This is a genomic window from Pseudomonas sp. FBCC-B1667 (genome assembly GCF_059133255.1).
The window spans coordinates 1,236,357-1,256,420 of the sequence record NZ_CP101437.1 but is presented as its reverse complement, the minus strand read 5'-3'; the positions used below and the strand labels follow the sequence as shown (position 1 = coordinate 1,256,420).

At 60.3% G+C, this 20,064-nt stretch carries 18 protein-coding genes and 1 pseudogene; 8 read left to right on the top strand and 11 right to left on the bottom strand.

The window, feature by feature from the left end; genetic code table 11:
• Window positions 1-178 precede the first annotated feature (178 nt).
• Both NL116_RS05490 and NL116_RS05485 read left to right on the top strand, forming a co-directional pair.
• Complete coding sequence (locus NL116_RS05490) at window positions 179-556, top strand: DUF6124 family protein (protein WP_494376323.1); 378 nt, start codon at window positions 179-181, stop codon at window positions 554-556.
• A gap of 692 nt (window positions 557-1,248) precedes the next feature.
• Window positions 1,249-2,223, top strand: coding sequence for a 2-hydroxyacid dehydrogenase (locus NL116_RS05485; protein WP_494376322.1), 975 nt, complete (start codon window positions 1,249-1,251; stop codon window positions 2,221-2,223).
• A gap of 40 nt (window positions 2,224-2,263) precedes the next feature.
• Here the strand turns inward: NL116_RS05485 and NL116_RS05480 are convergent, their stop codons facing one another.
• Window positions 2,264-3,166: a DMT family transporter gene (locus NL116_RS05480; RefSeq protein WP_494376321.1), complete on the bottom strand. Its 903-nt coding sequence runs from the start codon at window positions 3,164-3,166 to the stop codon at window positions 2,264-2,266.
• A 138-nt stretch (window positions 3,167-3,304) separates the two neighbouring features.
• Here NL116_RS05480 and NL116_RS05475 point away from each other — a divergent pair, with 138 nt between their 5' ends.
• Entirely contained in the window at window positions 3,305-4,180 is an 876-nt protein-coding gene (locus NL116_RS05475; protein ID WP_494376320.1) for a helix-turn-helix domain-containing protein, read from the top strand.
• 135 nt (window positions 4,181-4,315) lie between these two features.
• On the opposite strand, the gene NL116_RS05470 is transcribed toward NL116_RS05475, so the two are convergent.
• The 5 genes from NL116_RS05470 to NL116_RS05450 all read right to left on the bottom strand — a co-directional run bounded on the left by NL116_RS05470 (window position 4,316) and on the right by NL116_RS05450 (window position 10,376).
• Entirely contained in the window at window positions 4,316-6,745 is a 2,430-nt protein-coding gene (locus NL116_RS05470) for a TonB-dependent siderophore receptor (protein ID WP_494376319.1), read from the bottom strand.
• A gap of 149 nt (window positions 6,746-6,894) precedes the next feature.
• A complete protein-coding gene (locus tag NL116_RS05465; RefSeq protein ID WP_494376318.1) occupies window positions 6,895-7,881 on the bottom strand; it encodes a FecR family protein in 987 nt (328 codons plus the stop codon).
• Window positions 7,878-8,459, bottom strand: a complete 582-nt coding sequence (locus NL116_RS05460; RefSeq protein ID WP_494376317.1) for an RNA polymerase sigma factor — start codon at window positions 8,457-8,459, stop codon at window positions 7,878-7,880. Before NL116_RS05460 ends, NL116_RS05465 begins: the two co-directional genes overlap by 4 nt.
• 348 nt (window positions 8,460-8,807) lie before the next feature.
• Window positions 8,808-9,215: an HPF/RaiA family ribosome-associated protein gene (locus NL116_RS05455; protein ID WP_494376316.1), complete on the bottom strand. Its 408-nt coding sequence runs from the start codon at window positions 9,213-9,215 to the stop codon at window positions 8,808-8,810.
• A 213-nt stretch (window positions 9,216-9,428) separates the two neighbouring features.
• Window positions 9,429-10,376 carry a LysR substrate-binding domain-containing protein gene (locus tag NL116_RS05450; RefSeq protein WP_494376315.1) on the bottom strand — a complete coding sequence of 316 codons (948 nt, stop codon included), beginning with the start codon at window positions 10,374-10,376 and terminating at the stop codon, window positions 9,429-9,431.
• A gap of 135 nt (window positions 10,377-10,511) precedes the next feature.
• Between NL116_RS05450 and NL116_RS05445 the strand changes: the two genes are divergently transcribed.
• Complete coding sequence (locus NL116_RS05445; protein ID WP_494376314.1) at window positions 10,512-11,888, top strand: L-serine ammonia-lyase; 1,377 nt, start codon at window positions 10,512-10,514, stop codon at window positions 11,886-11,888.
• A 264-nt stretch (window positions 11,889-12,152) separates the two neighbouring features.
• Window positions 12,153-12,470 carry a DUF3509 domain-containing protein gene (locus tag NL116_RS05440; protein ID WP_494376313.1) on the top strand — a complete coding sequence of 106 codons (318 nt, stop codon included), beginning with the start codon at window positions 12,153-12,155 and terminating at the stop codon, window positions 12,468-12,470.
• Here the strand turns inward: NL116_RS05440 and NL116_RS05435 are convergent.
• On the bottom strand, window positions 12,467-12,967 hold the full coding sequence (locus NL116_RS05435) for a phosphate-starvation-inducible protein PsiE (RefSeq protein ID WP_027924586.1): 501 nt from the start codon (window positions 12,965-12,967) through the stop codon (window positions 12,467-12,469). The two genes, NL116_RS05440 and NL116_RS05435, sit on opposite strands and share 4 nt — an antisense overlap.
• Window positions 12,968-13,257: 290 nt before the next feature.
• On the opposite strand from NL116_RS05435, the pseudogene NL116_RS05430 reads away from it, so the two are divergent.
• A pseudogene (locus NL116_RS05430) lies at window positions 13,258-13,497 on the top strand (YebG family protein); the annotation flags it as partial.
• A 180-nt stretch (window positions 13,498-13,677) separates the two neighbouring features.
• Here NL116_RS05430 and NL116_RS05425 read toward each other — a convergent pair.
• Complete coding sequence (locus NL116_RS05425) at window positions 13,678-14,697, bottom strand: Glu/Leu/Phe/Val dehydrogenase family protein (protein WP_494376312.1); 1,020 nt, start codon at window positions 14,695-14,697, stop codon at window positions 13,678-13,680.
• Between the two features lie 183 nt (window positions 14,698-14,880).
• Here NL116_RS05425 and NL116_RS05420 point away from each other — a divergent pair, with 183 nt between their 5' ends.
• A complete protein-coding gene (locus tag NL116_RS05420) occupies window positions 14,881-15,684 on the top strand; it encodes a SirB1 family protein (RefSeq protein WP_494376311.1) in 804 nt (267 codons plus the stop codon).
• Between the two features lie 119 nt (window positions 15,685-15,803).
• On the opposite strand, the gene maiA is transcribed toward NL116_RS05420, so the two are convergent.
• The 3 genes from maiA to hmgA are packed head-to-tail and all read right to left on the bottom strand — an operon-like array spanning window position 15,804 to window position 19,064.
• The gene (maiA, locus tag NL116_RS05415) at window positions 15,804-16,439 is read right to left on the bottom strand and encodes a maleylacetoacetate isomerase (protein WP_494376310.1); all 636 of its coding nucleotides are present in this window, start codon (window positions 16,437-16,439) and stop codon (window positions 15,804-15,806) included.
• A gap of 12 nt (window positions 16,440-16,451) precedes the next feature.
• Window positions 16,452-17,756 carry a fumarylacetoacetase gene (gene fahA, locus NL116_RS05410; RefSeq protein WP_494376309.1) on the bottom strand — a complete coding sequence of 435 codons (1,305 nt, stop codon included), beginning with the start codon at window positions 17,754-17,756 and terminating at the stop codon, window positions 16,452-16,454.
• A gap of 3 nt (window positions 17,757-17,759) precedes the next feature.
• Window positions 17,760-19,064, bottom strand: coding sequence for a homogentisate 1,2-dioxygenase (gene hmgA, locus NL116_RS05405; RefSeq protein ID WP_494376308.1), 1,305 nt, complete (start codon window positions 19,062-19,064; stop codon window positions 17,760-17,762).
• Between the two features lie 166 nt (window positions 19,065-19,230).
• Here hmgA and NL116_RS05400 point away from each other — a divergent pair, with 166 nt between their 5' ends.
• A complete protein-coding gene (locus NL116_RS05400) occupies window positions 19,231-20,034 on the top strand; it encodes an IclR family transcriptional regulator (RefSeq protein ID WP_494376307.1) in 804 nt (267 codons plus the stop codon).
• Window positions 20,035-20,064 lie beyond the last annotated feature (30 nt).

The window sequence follows — 20,064 nt, the reverse complement described above, 5'->3', positions numbered from 1 at the left end:
GCATACTGCGGCGATTTTTTGCACGCAGTTCTTTGTTATGGCGGCTGTGCGCGGGAGACCTTCGGGTCTGCCGGGTGTGATGGTGGTCCGGTTTTTCCAGTCCGCGCACAGTTGCCACCCTTTCGCCTGGAAATCGAAAGATGGCAGCTCCATTTCATCGCCATTGAGTAACTTCCATATGATCAAAGAAACCCCGAATCCTCCGGAAACCGACGACGTTTCCCCCTACGAATCCATCGATTCCAAAAAATTCCACGACGCCACCGAGCGTGCGTTGAATCACTACCTCAACCCTGCGGCCCTGAAATCACCGCCCACCCGCAAACCCAGCACAATGTTCATGCTTGCACCGGACCTCAAGGACGAAGACCTGCTGGCTCACACCTGTGAATCCCTGGCTCAGGCCAGCGTGATGGCCGGCGATTTTGCCGCCTACCTGGAAGGCCCGCACCGCAACACCGCCATGGCCATCCAGCAAATCGTCATGCTCGCCGAACTGGCCGCGAACCGGATGATGGACAACCTCGTACTGCCCAAACCCGCGCCACATCGCTGATCCCACTGATGCGTCAATCCCTGTAGGAGCCGAGCTTGCTCGCGATGACGGAGTGTCAGTCGCCATCAACGTTGAATGTGAGTCTGCTATCGCGAGCGAGCTCGGCTCCTACGGTGGATCGGTGTACATCTGCCAGAGAATGGTCGGCTGTCAGGCCGCCATCGCTGGCAAGCCAGGCTCCTACAATTGATCGGCGTACACCAGCCGCTTCTCACCACTCAACAGGCCGAGCGTTAGCTCGCCTGCAGCTCTTGATCTTGATTCACCCGCCCCCTCGGGAGGCTGAGTGGAGGTGTGCATCCGGGGAGTGGCGCGCAGCGCCGTTCGACGCAGTCGAACACGCTGCATGTAGGTCGTCGCGAAGCAGACCGGAGGGCAGTGTCCCCGGATGGATACCGGAGCGAAGGAACGCCGAGCCCTGGCGAGGGGCCGGACGCTCGGGGCGAGACCTTTGGTTACTTTGGGGCGTTTGCCAAAGTGACACGCCGTAAGGGCGGAACCATTAGCGGCCGTTACCGCAGCAACGGATATGTACACCAAGGAAGAGCATGGTCGTCTGTCAGGACGCCATGACGAGCAAACCCGCTCCCACAGTTTGAAGTGGCGCATATCCGACGTCCGGGCACTCGTACAAAAGCGGGGAAGAATGATAGCGTGCTTGGCATTCTCCACGCCCGACGAGCCCTCCTCCCATGAAAAAGACTGTCCTCGCCTTCAGCCGCGTCACGCCGCAAATGGTTGAACGCCTGCAACAAGACTTCGACGTGATCGTGCCAAACCCGAAAAACGGCGACATCAACGCCCAGTTCAACGAAGCCCTGCCCCACGCCCACGGCCTGATCGGTGTCGGTCGCAAACTCGGGCGTGCACAACTGGAGAACGCCACCAAACTGGAAGTGGTGTCCAGCGTCTCGGTCGGCTACGACAACTACGACGTCGCCTACTTCAACGAACGCGGGATCATGCTGACCAACACCCCGGACGTGCTCACCGAAAGCACCGCCGACCTGGCGTTTTCCCTGCTGATGAGCAGCGCGCGCCGCGTTGCCGAGCTGGACGCCTGGACCAAGGCTGGCCAATGGCAAGCCACCGTCGGCGCGCCGTTGTTCGGCACCGATGTGCACGGCAAAACCCTGGGCATCGTCGGCATGGGCAACATCGGCGCGGCCATTGCCCGTCGCGGTCGCCTGGGCTTCAACATGCCGATCATTTACAGCGGCAACAGCCGCAAGACCGAGCTGGAACAAGAGCTCGGCGCGCAATTCCGCACGCTGGATCAACTGCTGGCCGAAGCCGATTTTGTCTGTCTGGTCGTGCCGCTCAGCGAAAAGACCAAACACCTGATCAGCCATCGCGAACTGGCGCTGATGAAGCCGAGTGCAATCCTGATCAACATTGCGCGTGGCCCCGTGGTCGACGAGCCGGCCCTGATTGAAGCGCTGCAAACCAACCGCATTCGCGGCGCCGGCCTGGACGTCTACGAAAAAGAACCGTTGGCCGAGTCGCCACTGTTCCAGCTGAAAAACGCGGTGACCTTGCCGCACATCGGTTCCGCCACTCACGAAACCCGTGAAGCCATGGCCAACCGTGCCTTGAATAACTTGCGCAGCGCCTTGCTGGGCGAGCGCCCGCAAGATCTGGTCAACCCGCAAGTCTGGAAAGGCTAATTGACAACGGGCAGACGTTTTCAAGCGTCTGCCCGTTCGTTCAAGCCAATGTGCCATTCCCCTGCAACGTCGGTGCCTTGGGTTTACGAAACACCAGGACGTTGCCCAGCATCACCAACACCAACCCCACCAGCGCCGGTGCGGTCCATTGGTAGCCTTCGGCAAACGCCGACACATTCAGCGCCACCACCGGGAACAACACCGTGCAATAGGCCGCGCGTTCTGGCCCCATGCGGCCCACCAATGTCAGGTAAGCGGTGAAGCCGATCACGGAACCGGGAATGACCAGGTACAACAAAGAGCCGATGTAACGTGTGCTCCATTCGATGTCGAAAGGAATGCCTTTGACCAGGCACCACACCGACAACATCGCCGCGCCATACGCCATGCCCCAGGCGTTGGTGGTCAGTGGTTTCAGACCGGCCTTCTGTTGCAGGCTCGACAGCATGTTGCCGGCCGAGAAGCACAGGGTTCCGAGCAGCGCCAGGCCCAGGCCGAGCAAGGTTTCCGGGCTTGCGGTGTGGCCCGCCAGTTCAGGCCAGAACAGCAGCCCCAGCCCGAACAAGCCCAACGCCCCGCCCATCAGCACATTGCGCGCGATTTTCTGGCCGAAGAACACCCGCGCATTCAGGGCGTTCCATAGCGTCGCGGTGGAAAACACCACGGCGACCAGACCGCTGGGGATCCACTGACTGGCGGTCAGGAAGCACATGAAGTTGACGCAGAACAGGCACAACCCCTGCGCCAGACAGATCAAGTGACCACGCCGATTCATCACTTGCAGGCGTCGACTCAACAGCAACATCGCAAACAGCACCAACGCCGCGAGGCCGAAGCGATAGACGATCGACACCGGAATCGCCACCACGCCCAATTGCCATTTCAGGGCAATCCAGGTGGTGCCCCAGATCAGCACGGTCAGCAAGTACAACGACAGATTCATGGCAAACACTCCTCGATAGGGGCTCAGTGTCCTGCACCGCCCCTTTCTGCACTTGCATAAACTTGCGCTTTTGTCGGCTCAGAGGCTGGCAGGCCAAGGTCTACGGAGTAGGATGCAAGGCGTTGGAGAGAACCGATCATGCCCGCACTGGAATCACTGCAAGTCTTTCAAGCCCTCAACCGCTCGCCCAATGCTCGCCTCGAGCACAGTGCCGAGCTCGGTGACGGTATGGCTGCAGCCTTGTGGAGCAATCATCACGACGCCCAGGACTACGAAGCGCCGAGTCATCACACGCTGTCGTGCTACATCGCCGGCGGCACCGGCACGTTTCGCCGCGGTCAACCCGGCACCAAGGGCGGCCCGGACAAACTGTGCATTCTGCCGGCGGATCACCAGTCAGGCTGGGTGATCAACGGCGATATTCGCCTGGCCCACGTGTATTTCAGCCCTGAACAATTCGCTCTCGGCTGCGTCACCCTGCTGGACCGCGAACCGCGTGAACTGCAATTACGCGAAGGCACTTTCCTCGACGATCCGGCGCAAGCCCTGCGCTTTCGACACATGCTGACCCTCAACTGGAATGAACCCGGCGAACGTTTGCTGACCAGCAGCCTGGCCCATGAACTGCTCAGCCACGTGTTGCTTGGCCAAATCGGCATGCGTGAGGGGTTGCGGCTCAAGGGTGGATTGGCGGCGCATCAGCGGCGGCAGTTGGTGGAGTTCATCGATCACCAGTTGGCCGAGGCCATCAGCCTTGGGCAACTGGCGGCGCGGTGTGCGCTGTCGGAATACCACTTTGCGCGGATGTTTCGCGAGAGCTTTGGTTTGCCGCCGCATCAGTATGTGTTGGCTCGCAGGCTGAGCCGGGCGCGGGATTTATTGCGCTCGACGTCGCAGCCGTTGGGGGAAATTGCGTTGGCGTGCGGGTTTGCCAGTGCGAGTCATTTTACCAATCGGTTTCGGCAGGCTTTGGGTGGGACGCCAGGGGAATATCGGCAGGCGTTTTTGCGGTAATCCTGAAGATTATTGGTGTCTGTCAGACCGCCTTCGCGAGCAAGCCCGCTCCCACATTTGAACGCATTCCCATGTGAGAACTCGGTCGAATGTGGGAGCGGGCTTGCTCGCGAAGAACGATGACGGGGCCGTCGTTCAGAACTCCAAAGTGCTCGACAACAACACCTGCCGCGAATCCCCCATCGACACAAAGAACCGGCTCGCCGCCGAGGTGTAATACGTGCGGTCAAACAGGTTCTTCACGTTAAGCTGAAACTTGACCCGCTGCCCTTCAACCTGGGTGTCGTAGGTCGCGAACGCATCCGCCACGGTATAGCTCGGCAGGTCAAAATCGTTCACCGCGTTACCCGCTCGTTCACCGACATAACGCGCCCCCGCGCCGACCCGCAACTGATCACCGCCGATAATGGTGCCGACGTCATAGACCGCCGACAGCGAGCCGCTGTTCCTGGCGACGTTTTGCAGCTGCTTGCCTTTGTAGTCTGGGTCTTCGGTGACTTCGGCGTCGGTGTAGGCGTAGCTGCCGATCATGCTCCAGCGGTCCGTCAGTTGACCGGTCACATCCACTTCCAGGCCACGGGAACGCACTTCGCCGGCGGCGCTGTAAATCGTCACCGGGCCTTCGGAATTGGCCACCAGCACGTTGCGTTTCTTGATGTCGAACAGTGCGATGTCACCGGTGATGCGCCCCGACAGATCGAACTTGGCGCCGATTTCCCAGGCTTTGGCTTCTTCCGGCGCGACGCTGCCGTCGAGCACGGTGCTGCTGCCGCTCAACGGCGCGATGGTGGAGTTAGGTTTGAACGATTCGGTGTAGCTGCCGTAAAACGACAATTCATCGGTGTAGCGATAGACCAGGCCTGCGCGCGGTATCCACTTCTGGCCGTGGCTGTCGGTGTTGGCCCGGAACGGCACGCCTTTACCGGCGTATTGGTCATACTCCTGGAAGCGCCCACCGGCGACGAAAATCCATTTGTCAGTGAGGTGAATCGAGTCCTGCAGGAAGATCGAATCGCTGCGCAGTTCATCGGTTTGCGCACTGTCCGCCGGGCTGACCGTGGTGCCAGCGACTTCGCGGCCGTAGACCGGGTTGACGTAGCTGAAGGTGCTCAGGCTTTTCTGGCGGATCAGGTCTTCGCGGTAGATCTTGCGGTACTCGTCATCGACGCCGAACACCAGGTCGTGTTTCATTCCGGCGAACTCGACATTGCCTTCGAGGCTGGCGGTGGTGAAGCGGTCGGTGCTGATCGCATTCTGCGTGCCGTCCATGCTGCGGGTCAGCGTGCCTTTTCGGGTGTCGATGGCGGTGACGCGCACTTGGCTGGCGTCGTAGGTTTCACGGTTCCAGCTATAGCCGAAGTGGGCGCTCCAGTTGTCGTTGAGTTCGTGATCGGCCTCGAAGTGGTAGAGGTCCGAACGGCCTTCCATGTTGTTGAACGGCTCGTCGAGGCGCTCGTTGCGCGAGATGTCCAGCGGGTGGTTGGTGCGCGGATCGATGATCGTGCCACGGTCGAACGGGGTCAGGAACTCGCGGTGTTCGTAGGAGAACAGCAGCTTGGTGCTCTCGCCAAACCAGGCCAGCGACGGCGCCACCAGCGACTCGCGGTGGGTGCCGAAATTGCGCCAGTAATCTTCATCTTCGTGGTCCAGCACCATGCGGTAAGCGAGGCCGGAGGTGCCGAGTGCACCCGTGCTGTCGAGGCTGCCACCGCTGCCGTTTTTGCCATCGCCATAGGTCGAGCCGCGCAGGGTCAGGGCATTGTATTGCTCGAGCTCCGGCTTCTTGCTCACCAGATTGACCACGCCGCCCGGGTCTTGGATGCCGTACAGCAACGAGGCCGGCCCCTTGAGCACTTCGACACGATCGACACTTTCATTCATGCCGCGGCCCTGCACGATCGGCATGCCGTCGCGCATGATCGAACCATTACGGTTGTCACCGAAACCGCGAGTCATCACCGAATCCTGAGTGCTCGCCAGCGTATTGCCCTGGGTGATGCCGCTGACATTGGCCAGCGCGTCATCCAGATGGCGCGGCAACTGATCGCGAATGACCTGGGCCGGGACGATGTTGACGGTCTGCGGGATTTCCTGGAGCAAGGCCGATGAGCGCATCACCGAACTGGTGGGCGGCGGCTGATAGCTCATGGATTGATCGGCGACCGAGGTGATGGTGGTCGCGCCCAGGTTCAAGGTGCCGGCGGTGGGCACGGGTTCAAGCATCAGGGTTTGCGCATCGGTGCGGCGGAAGGTGAATCCCGAGCCGCTAAGCAATCGCTGCATGGCTTGCTCGGCACTCAACTGACCGTTGATCGCTGGAGCGTTGAGGCCGTACGGCGCTTCGTCGGTGTAGACCACGCTGATGCCGGTGACCCGGCTGAAGTCGCTCAGGGCCTGGGGCAGTGGTTTGGCGGCGATGGCGAAACTGAACGGGGCACGCTGTTGCGTGTTGTTGGCTTCCGTCGCCGAGGCGATGTTCAATGGCATCAAGGCCAGCGCCGAAATACTCAATGCCGAACCACCCAACCACTGTGTGACCGAACCCGATTTTGCCCTGGACTTCATTGCTCAATGACCTGTGTAGAACCGTTACGGATGCGAATGACTCGCAGTTTCAGTCACTACACGGATGGGGGTTGGGTTTACCTCACTGGAATTTTGAAAATATTTTTGTTTTGAGGGATGTGGTGTTTGATCTGTCCTCATCGCGAGCCTTAACGCAAAATAATCAGCCCCAACACAGGGTGCTGCTCAAACCCCAACACCCCCTGCAACGAACTCAACACCGCCTGTGGGTCCTTGCTCGGAAAGCTGCCACTGATTCGCTGCTTCGCCAGTTCATCGTTGAGCAACATGATCCGCCCCGGGTAATACCGCCCGAGGTCCTGCACCACCTCCGCCAACGTCGCCTTGTAGTAATTGAGCCAGCCCTGACGCCAGGCCAACTGCGCCTCGCTGTCGACGGCGTGCAGTTTCTCCACCGCGCCGCCGCCGAAGGCCACTTGTTGGCCGGCGGTCAGGATCTGTGGCTCGGCGTACTTCTTCGCTATCACGCCGACACGTCCGGACAACACCGTGACCCGAGCCCCCTGCGGTTGCAGTCGCACCTCAAACTGCGTGCCCAGCACCCGTGCCTGACCTTTCTCGGCGTCGACCACAAACGGATCGCCCGTATGCGTCACGCTGAAAAACCCGGCGCCGCGCCGCAACTGGATATGCCGTTCACCTCGACTGAAATCCACCGCGATGGCGCTGTCGGCATCCAGCGTAACTTGCGACTGATCCGCCAGCGTCACGGTGCGAATCTCGCCCGGCGCCGAGACATAGTCCGCGCCCAGATCGTCAATCCATCGCGCAGGCTGCCAACCCGCGCCGAGACTGATCATCAACAACAGGCACGCCGCCGTCGCCAGCGCACCCGACCACCGCCGCACGGTGTGGCGGCGTGATTGATTCATGGCATTGAGATAGCCCTGCAGGGCGAAAGCGTCTTCATCGGCCAGGGTTCGCGCTGGCGATTCGCTCATTTCCCACAGCACCAGGGCCTGTGCATAAGCCTCGGCATGGGCGGGGTCCGCCTGCAACCAGTGACTGAATGTAAGTTGATCGCCACTGCTGGGCTGGTCGTGCAGCAGGCACAGCCATGCGAAGGCGGTCTGCTCCTGAGCGGGCGTCGGGGTGACGCGGTCGAGCTGACTCACGGTGCTTTCCCTGGCGTGCGCGTTGGCGGTTCCCGCAGGCTGGCCTTGCAGGCATCGAGGGCGCGCATCATATGTTTTTCCACGGCGCTTTGGGACAAGCCCATGGCCTTGGCGATTTCGGCGTATTTGCGACCGTGGATCCGGTTGAGCAAGAAAATTTGCCGCGTGCGTTCCGGCAAGGCGCGCAGTGCCGCTTCGACGTGACGCAAATCGTTGCCGGCTTCCAGCGCGGCTTGCGGCTCACTGCCGTGGCTGTCTGGTGCCTCCGGCAGCCAGCCTTCATTGACCCGCACCCGCGCGCCTTCGCTGCGCAAATGGTCGATGGCGATGTTGCCGGCGCAACGCAGCAGGTAGGTGCTGAGTTCCTCGACCTGCACCAGCGGCCGACGCCAGAAACGCAAGAACAAGTCCTGCACCAGATCCGCCGCCGTCGCCCGACACCCCACGCGCCGGTTCACCAGGGCTTCCATCTGCGAACGCTGGGAAAGAAACACCTGAAGGAAATGCGCACGCGCCCCACGATGCTCCTCGTCGTGTGATTCGGGAGAGAAAACCGCGAGCGTGGTGGTGTCTTTCATGTTGCGACCTTGAAACCGATGAGGCCGCGTGAAAGTCATGGGGCCAGCGAGGGCGCAATATTAATGATAAATATTCTCATACGCAAAGAGATCCGATTGCGGCCGTTGACTTCCCTGTGGCGAGGGGGCGTGTTCCGTTCGGCTGCGAAGCAGTCGCTAAACCTGCCATTAGGGTTTGCCTGATACAACTCATTGGAGGGTTCCAGGACTGCATCGCAGCCCAACGGGGGCAAGCCCTCTCCACAGAGATCCCGTGAAGGCACAGGAATTTGCGGACCCAGAAACAAGAACGGGCCTGCATCAGCAGGCCCGTTGTCAGTAGTGGAAAGGTAAAAAGTGAATCATCTGTCAGCCGTTTTGCGCGGCCTGTTCGTTCTCGAGAAACTCTTCTTCCAGCAGCTCATCGGCTGCGGCTCGTTCGAACGGCACTACCGCGGCACGTGGTTTGCCTCGCAGTTTGCCAAACAGGTGTTCCAGCGCATGTTCAAGTTTTTCGGCCGCGCCGTCGATCGCCAGTTCCAGGTTATCGGCTTTATGGGTGACAGAAATCGGTTGGTGGCCTTTTGGCCGCGCTTCAAGCTGGCAGCGCATGTCGTGCGGTCCGGGCTTGTCGCCATTTTCGTCTGCCAGGTGGACCTCGACGCGGGTCAGGTCCTCTGCGTAACGTTCGAGCGTGCTCTCAATGGTAGTACGTACCCACTCCTCCAGTCGGATGCTGCTTTGAATATGGTTATCGCTGTTGACTTGGATTTGCATAGTTCATCCCTTATTTCAGCTAGCTCGCGAGAGGCCCTTCGGCGAGCCCTTGGGCGTTATCACCGTGACCTCTTACTTACACAATCGGTCTGCGCGCAGAACAATTCAACCCCTAAAAAAAGATAAATCTGGATTCGCAAAAAAAGCCGGACAACGGGTAAAAGCGCTGTTAAGGTCGGGAGTTGGGTCGACGCACTCCTTTGTCATAATTGCTCACATCTGCTGCTCTGCCTGCGGGTGCAAACTTCGAAAGATCCCCGCCTCCTCCACCAGCCAGTCATGCACCGCGCGCACGCCCGGATGGCTCAAGGCCCCCGGTGCATACAGCAGCATGTAGCGCTTGTGATTGGGTACCGCCAGCCCGAACGGCACGATCAATGTCCCCCGCTCCAGCTCATCGTTGAGCAACGTGCGCCGCGCAATCGCCACGCCCATCCCGGCAATGGCCGCTTCAATGGTCAGGTGATTACGATTGAACGTGTGACCGCGCCGTACGTCGGCGCCCTCGAAGCCGATGGCATTGAGGTAAAACTCCCATTCCGCGTATTCATAGCTTCCGCGCCAGGCGGTGATGTCGTGCAACAACGGGAAATGCACCAGGTCCGCCGGACCATGCAGTGGCGGTCGTCCGCGCAACAGGCTCGGTGCACAGACCGGGAAAATCTGCTCGTCGAGCAAAGCGGTGGATAGCAGGCCGGGGTAGCTGCCATCGTTCAGGTCGATGGCCAGATCGAAATCACCTTCGTGCAGCGGCACGCTGCTGTCCTCGGCCACGAGACGTAACTGGATGTCCGGAAAACGCTGTTGTAATCGTGGCAAGCGTGGGGTCAGCCATTTGCTCAGGAATGACGGAATCGAGCGCAGCCGCAGCGTTCCGCTGATCATTCCGGCGTCCAGACGACGCAATTCTGCATCAATGCTGCCATAAGCCTCGTTGACGGTAATGGCCAGGCGCTGACCTTCAGCGCTCAGCTCCACGCCCCGAGCGCGACGGTGGAAAAGTCGAAAGCCCAACCGCTCTTCCAGCTGCCGGATTTGCTGACTGACCGCCCCTGGCGTGATGTGCAGCTCTTCGGCGCAACGGGTGAACGACAAGTGCCGCGCGGCACAGGAAAACACGTGCAGCCAGACGTAGGTCTGGGCATGCAATAGACGACTCATCGTTTAGTCCTGCTAAAGGCTGTCTTAGGAAGTTTCGTTGGTCACGGTCGACCGAGGTCGTCAGTATCGCCGACATTGCGCTGGTCCTACAAAAATGGCAGCGATTCCTCTTCCATTGCTTGTATAGGCTTTAGCATGGCTATCAGTGTTTTCGATCTCTTCAAAATCGGCATCGGTCCGTCCAGCTCCCACACCGTCGGCCCGATGCGCGCCGCCGCAACCTTCGCCCAGGCGCTGGTTGACCAGCATGTGCTGGACGCCGTACGTCGGGTAGAAATCCGCCTTTACGGCTCCCTGTCAGCCACCGGCGTCGGCCACGCGACCGACCGCGCCTGTGTCATGGGCCTGATGGGCGAATGGCCGGACAGCATCGATCCCACCTCCATCGACGGCCGTATCCAGACACTGCGCGAAACCGGTGAATTGTCGCTGGCCGGCAAAACAACAATTGCCTTCGACTGGCAGCGCGATCTCCTGCTGCTGGACGAGAGCCTGCCTTTCCACCCCAACGCGATGTCGCTGACAGCCTTCGGCGAATCCGGCGAACTCTACGAGCAAACGTATTACTCGGTCGGTGGCGGTTTCATCATTGAAGCAGCGCAAGCCGAGTCGGGCATCGCGCCTGCCGGTGATGTGGTGCTGCCTTACGATTTCTCCAGCGCCGCCGAATTGCTCCGGCTCTGCAATCAGCACGGTTTGCGCGTTTCCCAATTGATGATGGCCAACGAATTGGCCTGGCGCAGCGAAGCCGAGATCCGCCAGGGATTGCTGAACATCTGGTCGGTGATGCGCAAGTGTGTCGAGCAGGGTTTGCGTCACGAAGGCATTCTGCCGGGTGGCCTGAACGTCCCGCGTCGTGCGGCGAAACTGCATCGCAGCCTGCTGGAAATCGGCAAGCCGAATGTCATCACCTCCACCCTGTCGGCGATGGAGTGGGTCAACCTGTTTGCCCTCGCCGTAAACGAGGAAAACGCCGCGGGCGGACGCATGGTCACGGCACCGACCAACGGTGCGGCGGGGATCATTCCGGCGGTGCTGCATTACTACACGAAGTTCAACCCGGACGCGTCGGACGACGACGTCGTCGCGTTCTTTCTGGGCGCGGCGGCAGTCGGCATCCTGTGCAAGAAAAACGCCTCGATCTCCGGCGCGGAAGTCGGCTGTCAGGGCGAAGTCGGTTCGGCCTGCGCAATGGCAGCCGCCGGTCTGGCCGACGTGCTCGGCGCCACCCCGGAGCAACTGGAGAACGCCGCCGAAATCGGCCTGGAACACAACCTCGGCCTGACCTGCGACCCGGTCGGCGGCCTGGTCCAAGTACCGTGCATCGAGCGCAATGCGATTGCCGCGGTGAAAGCGATCAACGCCACGCAAATGGCCCTGCGCGGTGACGGCAAACACTTTATTTCCCTGGACCGGGTGATCCGCACCATGCGCGACACCGGCGCCGACATGCATGACAAATACAAAGAGACTTCACGTGGCGGTTTGGCGGTGAGCTGGGTGGAGTGCTGATTGCACTGTCTGCGGTCATCTCTTCATTTATGCCCTGAAACGGGCAGGCAAATAGAAGGCGGGCTGCCTGATTGTCGGGGCGCCCGCCTGCTTTTTGCCGTGATCATTGTTCGACAATTTTTCAGGCATGCCCCTTGCTACGTCACCTCTGAGGCAAACGGACTTTTGAAATCTCAGCGAGCGATCTGCCGATGGTCCGGTGGTGCGAACCAACCCGAACATGGCCGGTCAACAACTGCACGTTCAATCAAGCGGTGACGCATCATGGACAACCCCTTTCAGGTCATTACCGATGCCTTTGCACCGGATTACCAGATCAACCTGAGCATTCAGGGTCTGGACGGCAGCATCATGCTGACCCTCTCCAACAGCGGCCGTGTAGTGGCCAAACGGATGATCAGTGCCGAACAACGCAATGACCCCAAGCGCCTGAAACGCCTGGTGCAAAGCATTCAGTTCGGCATCGCCATCGAACAAGGCCACAGCGCCATGACCATCCTCGAAGCCATGACCGACGGCGACAGTCGCTCCCTGCCACCTCCGCCAGTCAAAGGCCATCCGCGATCTGCGATCAGGCTTTAAAGCTCGCCCTTCTCCACTTCGGGATGCTCACTGGAACCCGCACCGACCTTGCGTTGCGGGTGCTCGATCTTCACCGAAGGAAATTGCGACGAAGCGTAGCGCACCACCAGAATCGAGAATGCCAGCAGCAGAATCCCGCCGCACAGGTAGATGATCCCCACGTCCGGCGGGTTGTGGTGCGAGACGTTGGAGATCAGCAGCCGCGTCAGCGCGGTGATCGCCACGTAGATCAGGAATCGCACCGGCATGTGATTGGTCTTGAAATAAATCCCGACCATCGCGCCCAGCTCGAGGTAGATGAACAGCAGCAAGATGTCGTCGATCTTGATGTGCCCTGCTTCGATCATCTGCAAGAATTCCATCACCGCTGCATACGCGGTCACCGCGCCGATGGCAAACAACGCCAGGTAGTGGAAGGTCTCGACGAACAGGTTGCCCAGGGACTCGGCCAGTTGGTGCACGTTCTGCCGCAAGTTCTCGGCCCAGTTTATTTTCACGATGATGCTTCCTTAGCTCGGTTCGAGCGGATGATGCGGGATTGACGTGACGGTTGTTCTGCATGCAGAAAAAAGGCCAGTCGCTTTCCGTGAGATGGAGATGGGCGGTTACTGGACACTTTTGTGGTGTCTGCTCGCGAAGGGCGCAACACGGTTCACCTGACAAACGCCAATTTCGGTCTACATTAAAAAGCCACTACCCAAAGCGCAGGGATTCGCTTATCCTTTTCGCTGTATATAAATACAGTGGTCGAAACAGACAACTAACGTGAAGGCATGTGAGGTGGTGAATGGCCGTCGAAGTGGTATACCGCAGCAGCCGAGATCTGGAGCGCTTGTTCATGGATAAAGCCGAAGCTGACCGTCATGACAAAATGCTCGAACTGGCTGAGTTGCTGGCTGAAGTGTTGCAAAAAGCCGTTCCGTCCCTGACCGAACAGCAAGTGGAAGAAGCCGGGATCTACATGGCGAAGAATCGCGATGTGTTCGCCAAGGCATTCAAGAGCCAGCCGGATGCCTTGTCCGAACTGCTGAATGTGCCGGTGGAAGTGGTTGCACAGGCTGAACCTGCCGAGTCGACTGAAGCCGCTGAGCCGACGCCGGCCAAGCCCGCGAAAGCGGCCAAGACGCCGAAATAAGTAATGCCCGAATTGAATAGGCCCTGAGTCGAAGGACTCAGGGCCTTTTTCATGTCCGGGAAAATTAACGGCTCAGCGGTACAACACTTTCTCTGCCAACTCGTCCGCCACCCGCGCAGGTGAACGTTTTTCCGCTTGGGCATGGGCGAAGACTTCGGTCAGCCGCGAGGCGATTTTCGACAGGTGCGCGGTGATGGTCGTCAGTTCTTCGCCACGGTGTTTGAGCGAAACGTAGATCAGCCCACCAGAATTGATCACGTAGTCCGGCGCATACAGAATGCCGCGCCGCTCCAGTTGATCGGCGACTTCCAGGTGCGTCAGTTGGTTGTTCGCAGAGCCGGCCACCGCCGAGCAGCGCAGTTGTGTCACGGTGTGGCTATTGAGTACGCCACCCAGGCCGCACGGCGCGAGGATGTCGCACGGTGTGCTGAGCAGTGCATCGTTGGCAATCGGGTGAGCCCCCAGTTGCTCCATCGCCAACTGCACCTTGCCGTGATCGATATCGCTGACCAGCAATTCCGCGCCCGCCGCGTGCAGTTGTTCGGCGAGCGCATAACCGACATTGCCCAACCCCTGAATGGCCACCCGCAGGCCTTCCAGATTATCGCTGCCCAGACGGGCCATCGCGGTTGCTCGAATACCGGTGAACACGCCCATGGCGGCATGCGGTGCGGGGTCGCCAGCCGCCGTGGTGCTGGTGACGTGCTGGGTTTGCTGGGCGATGCAATCCATGTCCGCCACCGAGGTGCCGCTGTCGATGGCGGTGATGTAGCGACCGTCGAGCTGATCGATACAGCGTCCGAACGCCTCAAACAGCGCGGCGCGATTTTCAACGTGGATCGGACGAACAATCACCGCCACGCCGCCACCCTGGGCCAGGTTGGCCAGCGCAGCCTTGTAGCTCATGCCTTGCGCCAGGCGTATGGCATCCTCGATCGCTGACTCGTCGCTGGGATAGGCAAGGTAACGACAACCGCCCAGGGCAGGCCCGAGCCGGCTGTTATGAATGGCAATGACCGCCTTCAACCCGGTGACCGGGTCGACGCTCAGGTGCAGCGATTCAAGGCGAATGCTTTGCATGAGAGCGAACATCGTGGGGCTCCCGAATCACTTCTTGTAGTCGCCAGTATAGGCTTGCGCCCAAAAATTGCAGAAGCGCACCGGAATAAGCAGCGCGGCTTTGCAGGCTTTCGGACATAACCTGAAACCGGATGTGTGCAGCACTGGACGAATGCCGGAGACGGGGCTAAAACGAGGCATTCGCCGGAGATTTCAATGACGCCCCGCCAACGCTTCTTCGATTGCCTGCAACGTTCACCGCCCGCGCTGTTCGAAGCGGCGCTGTGGATGGCAGTCGAGCACGATTCCAGGCTGAGCCCCGAGGCCGTGCTGGCCGACTTCAACGATCTGACACAGCACGTCAGCTACGGCTTGCCGATGTTACCGGTCAGCGAACTGGCCCAACCGTTGTTGCGGCGGATGAATGACCTGGGGTTCGCCCAGGACGATTTCACGCCACTGCGCCCGCAAGTCGCATTGCTCAATAAGGTGCTGGAACTACGCCGCGGCCAACCGCTGACCCTGGGGTTGATTGCGCTGGAATTGGCCAAGCGTCTGGAGATCCCGCTGGTGGGGGTCAACTTCCCCGGGCACTTCCTGCTGCGAGTGCCCGGTGCCGACCACCTGCTTGACCCTTGTGGCGGGCGCCGGTTGTACCCCAACGACTGCCGGGAACTGCTGCAACGCCAGTACGGCCCGAACATGAAACTTGGCGCTGACCATTTGCTGACGGCGGATCCGTTACAGATGCTGCAACGCCTGTCGCGAAACCTGCGTCAGCTGCACCTTTCCCACGATGACTACATCCGCGCCCTGGTCGACGCCGAACGAGTGCTGGAACTGGGCAATGCCAGCGCCGCCGATTACCTGGCCAGAGCCAGCCTCTATCAACGCCTGGACTGCCCGAATGCCGAGCGCTTCGATCTGGAGCATGCGCTGTTGCTCAGCGACGACCCGATCCAGCGGATACGCCTGACCGAACGCCTGGGGCACCTGCCGCCGAACTCGATCGTCCACTGACCGCAGATCCCTGTGGGAGCGAGCCTGCTCGCGAAGGCGGTGTGTCAGTCGACATCTACGTTGACTGATGCACCGTTATCGCGAGCAGGCTCACTCCCCCATTTTGATCAGGTGAGGCTTTATGGGGTGTCTGGCTGGTTGGCCGGGTGGGCCTTGATGAACGCCGGATGCTTGGCAGCCAACGCGGCTACTCGGCGAATCCGTGGGTACGCCTCAAGGGAAATGTTGAATCGCTCGGCCGCGTACAGTTGTGGGATCAGATAGACATCCGCCAATCCGGGCTCATCGCCAAAGCAATAACCTTCATCCCCGATCAACTGCTCCACCGTCGCCAGCCCCTGGCTGATCCAGTGTCCGATCCACTCCACCACTTGCGGTTCGTCATGGCCCAACTGGCGCAGCTTGTTGAGCACGCTGACGTTGTGCAACGGATGTACGTCGCAACCAATCACCGCCGCCACACCGCGTTGGTGCGCGCGGACGGCAAGGTCTTTGGACAGCAGCGGCACCTGTGAATAACGTTCTTCGAGGTACTCGATGATCGCCGGCGACTGAATCAACAGGTCGCCTTCATCCGTGCGCAAGGCCGGCACCCGGCCTTGCGGGTTGATGCCCAAGTAGGCCGGCTGGCGATGTTCGCCACCTGGCGGTGAAATCAGGTTGATCGGCAGCGCCTCATAATCCAGGCCCTTAACCGCCAGTGCGATACGCACCCGATACGACGAAGTCGAACGGTAGTAGGTATAGAGTTCCATCAACCGATCCTCTTAACGCGCCGGCAGTACTTTGCCGCGGCATTCGCCGAAGCCGATGGACGCGAAACCCTCACGGCTGCAACGCGCACGCAGGATGATTTCGTCGCCATCTTCAAGGAACTTACGCACCTCACCCGATGCCAGTTCGATCGGCTTTTTACCGCCCTCGGTGATTTCCAGCAGACTGCCGAACTGACCGTTTTGCGGACCGGACAAGGTGCCCGAACCGAACAGGTCACCGGCCTGCAACTGACAGCCGTTGACGCTGTGGTGCGCAACCATTTGCGCCACGGTCCAGTACATGTGTTGGGTGTTGCTGAGCGTCAGGCGATGGGCCGGCAGGTTTTGCTCGCGCAGGCCTTCGGTGAGCAGCAGAACTTCCAGCTCGATGTCGAAACCGCCAGCGGCCTGGTCGCGCTTGTCGAACAGGTACGGCAGGGGCTGCGGATCGCCTTCAGGGCGCGCAGGCTGGGCGCGACGGAACGGCTCCAGCGCTTCGGCGGTGACGACCCACGGCGAGATGCTGGTAATGAAGCTTTTCGACAGGAACGGGCCAAGCGGTTGGTATTCCCAGGCTTGAATGTCACGCGCCGACCAGTCATTGAGCAGGCAAAAACCGGCGATGTGATCGGCGGCGTCACCGATGGCGATCGAGTCGCCCATCTCATTGCCCTGGCCAATCCAGATGCCCAGTTCCAGTTCGTAATCCAGACGTGCGCACGGGCCAAACGTTGGCTCGGTCTGACCGGCCGGCAAGGTTTGCCCTTTCGGACGACGAACGTCAGTCCCGGACGGGCGAACGGTCGAGGCACGACCGTGGTAACCGATCGGCACATATTTGTAGTTCGGCAGCAGCGGGTTGTCGGGGCGGAACAGTTTGCCGACGTTTTGCGCGTGCTCGATGCCGACGTAGAAGTCGGTGTAGTCGTTGATTTTCGCCGGCAGGTGCATTGTGCAATCAGCCGCCAATGGCAGCAGTTTTGCGCCTTGGGCTTCGATCTTGCCGTGCAGCGTGCTGCCTTCTTTGAACAGTTCCAGCAGGCGTTCGCGCAAGGCAACGCGAGCGTCACGACCCAGTTCGAAGAACGCGTTCAACTGACCGCCACGGGTGGCTTCGACCGCGGCTTTGGCTGTGCCGTCGAACAGGCCGGCGTCCAGGGCCGCTTCCAGATCAAGGATATGGTCGCCAATCGCCACACCGCTACGCGGGGCCGAACCGTTCACGCTGAACACGCCCAGCGGCAGATTCTGCAGAGGGAAATCAGCATGGCCGTTGGCGGAGGCAACCCAGCTACGAGTGATTGAAGTCTGAGTCATGGGTTATCTCCGGGTCGGGTCAAACGTAGCGGGCAACGTGGCCCAGCAAGCGTCGTAATGGGTTTGCAGTTGCGGGCAATCGAGGGCGAAACGGCTCGGGCGCAAGACCTGGCTGGTCTCGAACATGAACGCCATGGTGTTGTCGATTTTCGCCGGCGCAAGCTCAGCGCTGATCGCTTTGGTGCAGGTTTCGCCATCCGGGCCATGAGCGCTCATGCAGCTGTGCAAAGACGCACCGCCGGGCACGAAGCCCTCGGCCTTGGCATCGTAAGCACCCTGGATCAGGCCCATGAATTCGTTCATCAGGTTGCGATGGAACCACGGCGGACGGAAGGTGTTCTCGGCAACCATCCAGCGCGGCGGGAAGATCACGAAGTCCAGGTTGGCCAAACCGTGCACGCTGGTCGGCGAGGTCAGGACCGTGAAAATCGAGGGGTCCGGGTGATCGAAGCTGACCGTGCCAATGGTATTGAAACGGCGCAGGTCATATTTGTACGGCACGTTATTGCCGTGCCAGGCAACCACGTTCAGCGGCGAATGATCAAGCTCACACCCCCACAACTGACCGAGGAATTTCTGCACCAGCGTGGTGGGTTGCTTGAGGTGTTCGTAGTGCGCAACCGGCGTCAGGAAGTCCCGCGGATTGGCCAGGCCATTGCTGCCGATCGGCCCCAGGTCCGGCAGACGCAGCGGTGCACCATGGTTCTCGGCGATGTAACCGCGGGCTTGCGGATCGAGCAATTCAACGCGGAATTTCAGACCACGCGGCAGCACAGCGATTTCCAGCGGCTCCAGTTCCAGCACCCCGAGTTCGGTGGCGATGCGCAAACGGCCCTGCTCCGGCACCAGCAGCAGTTCGCCGTCAGCGTTGAAGAACACCCGCTCCATGGAGCGATTGGCGCGATAGCTATGGATGCTGATTCCGGACGGTTTTTCCGCGCCAGAGTTGGCCGCCATGCTCACCCATCCGTCGATGAAATCGGTTGGCTCGGTCGGGATGTCCAGCGGGTTCCAGCGCAGGCGATTGGGGGTCACTTCACCCAATGGGCCGCCGGCCAGTTGCCGATCCAGTTTGACGAACGCCGGGTGATTGGCCGATGGCTGAATGCGGTACATCCAGGTACGCCGCGCTTCGCTGCGAGCCATGGTAAACGCAGTGCCTGAAAACAATTCAGTGTAGAGGCCATACGGGGCTTTTTGCGGAGAGTTCTGGCCGACAGGCAGTGCACCGGGCAACGCCTCACTGCTGAATTCGTTGCCGAAGCCGGACTGATAGGCCAGTGCTGGCGCGGTTGAATCAGGGTTCATGGAGCCTCCTGAACGGGGACCAGGCGCTGACCTGTCGCTCTGTTGCAGAGGTTCGGCACGCCGTGGGGTTATTTTTATCGTAATTTGATTACGCATAACGTAATTTGATTGGTATTGACCGTCAAGCTATAAAGACGCCCATTCGTCCCGGGATCAGGCCGCCTCCATGGAAACGCCGCGCAACAACGACAAACAGAAAGTCCGCTCGGCCGAGGTCGGCACCGATATCCTCAAGGCGCTGGCCGAGTTGTCGCCCTCGACCTCCCTGTCGCGCCTGGCCGAACACGTTCAGATGCCAGCGAGCAAGGTTCACCGTTATTTGCAGGCGTTGATTGCCAGCGGTTTCGCTGAGCAAAATGCTGCCACCAACCATTACGGACTGGGCCGCGAAGCCCTGCGCGTCGGACTCGCCGCTTTGAACAGTATGGATGTGCTGAAAGTCGGCGCCCTGCCCTTGGCCGAATTGCGCGATGAATTGAACGAGACGTGCTTTTTGGCGGTGTGGGGCAATCAGGGGGCGACCGTTGTGCACATCGAACCGGCCGTGCGCGCAGTGACGGTGGTGACGCAGTTGGGTTCAGTGTTGCCGTTGCTCAGTTCATCCACAGGGCTGGTGTTTGGCGCGTACCTGCCCAAGCGTGAAACTGTGGACTTGCGTGAGCAGGAACTGCAAAGCAGCGCTTCGCATGCGTTGGTGGACGATCAGGCCTATGCAGCGTTGTGCGAACAGATCCGCGAACGCGGTCTGCATCATGTGCATGGCTTGCTGATGCCGGGGGTCGATGCGTTGTCGGCGCCGGTGTTCAATGCTGTCGGGCATGTTGCGGCGGTGATGACCATTGTCGGCCCGACCTCATTGTTTCATGCCGATGAGAACGGCCCGGCGGCGCAGCGGTTGCTGGCAGCGACGCGGGCCGTGAGTTGGCGGATGGGGTATGAGCCATCACCGATGTCTCAAGACCGGAGCTGATCAGCTCCGATCATTGATCCTCGGGATAAC

Coding starts and splice junctions, on each gene's coding strand:
- NL116_RS05490 (WP_494376323.1), top strand. CDS start 179: ATGATCAAAGAAACCCCGAATCCTCCGGAAACCGACGACGTTTCCCCC.
- NL116_RS05485 (WP_494376322.1), top strand. CDS start 1,249: ATGAAAAAGACTGTCCTCGCCTTCAGCCGCGTCACGCCGCAAATGGTT.
- NL116_RS05480 (WP_494376321.1), bottom strand. CDS start 3,166: ATGAATCTGTCGTTGTACTTGCTGACCGTGCTGATCTGGGGCACCACC.
- NL116_RS05475 (WP_494376320.1), top strand. CDS start 3,305: ATGCCCGCACTGGAATCACTGCAAGTCTTTCAAGCCCTCAACCGCTCG.
- NL116_RS05470 (WP_494376319.1), bottom strand. CDS start 6,745: ATGAAGTCCAGGGCAAAATCGGGTTCGGTCACACAGTGGTTGGGTGGT.
- NL116_RS05460 (WP_494376317.1), bottom strand. CDS start 8,459: ATGAAAGACACCACCACGCTCGCGGTTTTCTCTCCCGAATCACACGAC.
- NL116_RS05455 (WP_494376316.1), bottom strand. CDS start 9,215: ATGCAAATCCAAGTCAACAGCGATAACCATATTCAAAGCAGCATCCGA.
- NL116_RS05450 (WP_494376315.1), bottom strand. CDS start 10,376: ATGAGTCGTCTATTGCATGCCCAGACCTACGTCTGGCTGCACGTGTTT.
- NL116_RS05445 (WP_494376314.1), top strand. CDS start 10,512: ATGGCTATCAGTGTTTTCGATCTCTTCAAAATCGGCATCGGTCCGTCC.
- NL116_RS05440 (WP_494376313.1), top strand. CDS start 12,153: ATGGACAACCCCTTTCAGGTCATTACCGATGCCTTTGCACCGGATTAC.
- NL116_RS05425 (WP_494376312.1), bottom strand. CDS start 14,697: ATGTTCGCTCTCATGCAAAGCATTCGCCTTGAATCGCTGCACCTGAGC.
- NL116_RS05420 (WP_494376311.1), top strand. CDS start 14,881: ATGACGCCCCGCCAACGCTTCTTCGATTGCCTGCAACGTTCACCGCCC.
- maiA (WP_494376310.1), bottom strand. CDS start 16,439: ATGGAACTCTATACCTACTACCGTTCGACTTCGTCGTATCGGGTGCGT.
- fahA (WP_494376309.1), bottom strand. CDS start 17,756: ATGACTCAGACTTCAATCACTCGTAGCTGGGTTGCCTCCGCCAACGGC.
- hmgA (WP_494376308.1), bottom strand. CDS start 19,064: ATGAACCCTGATTCAACCGCGCCAGCACTGGCCTATCAGTCCGGCTTC.
- NL116_RS05400 (WP_494376307.1), top strand. CDS start 19,231: ATGGAAACGCCGCGCAACAACGACAAACAGAAAGTCCGCTCGGCCGAG.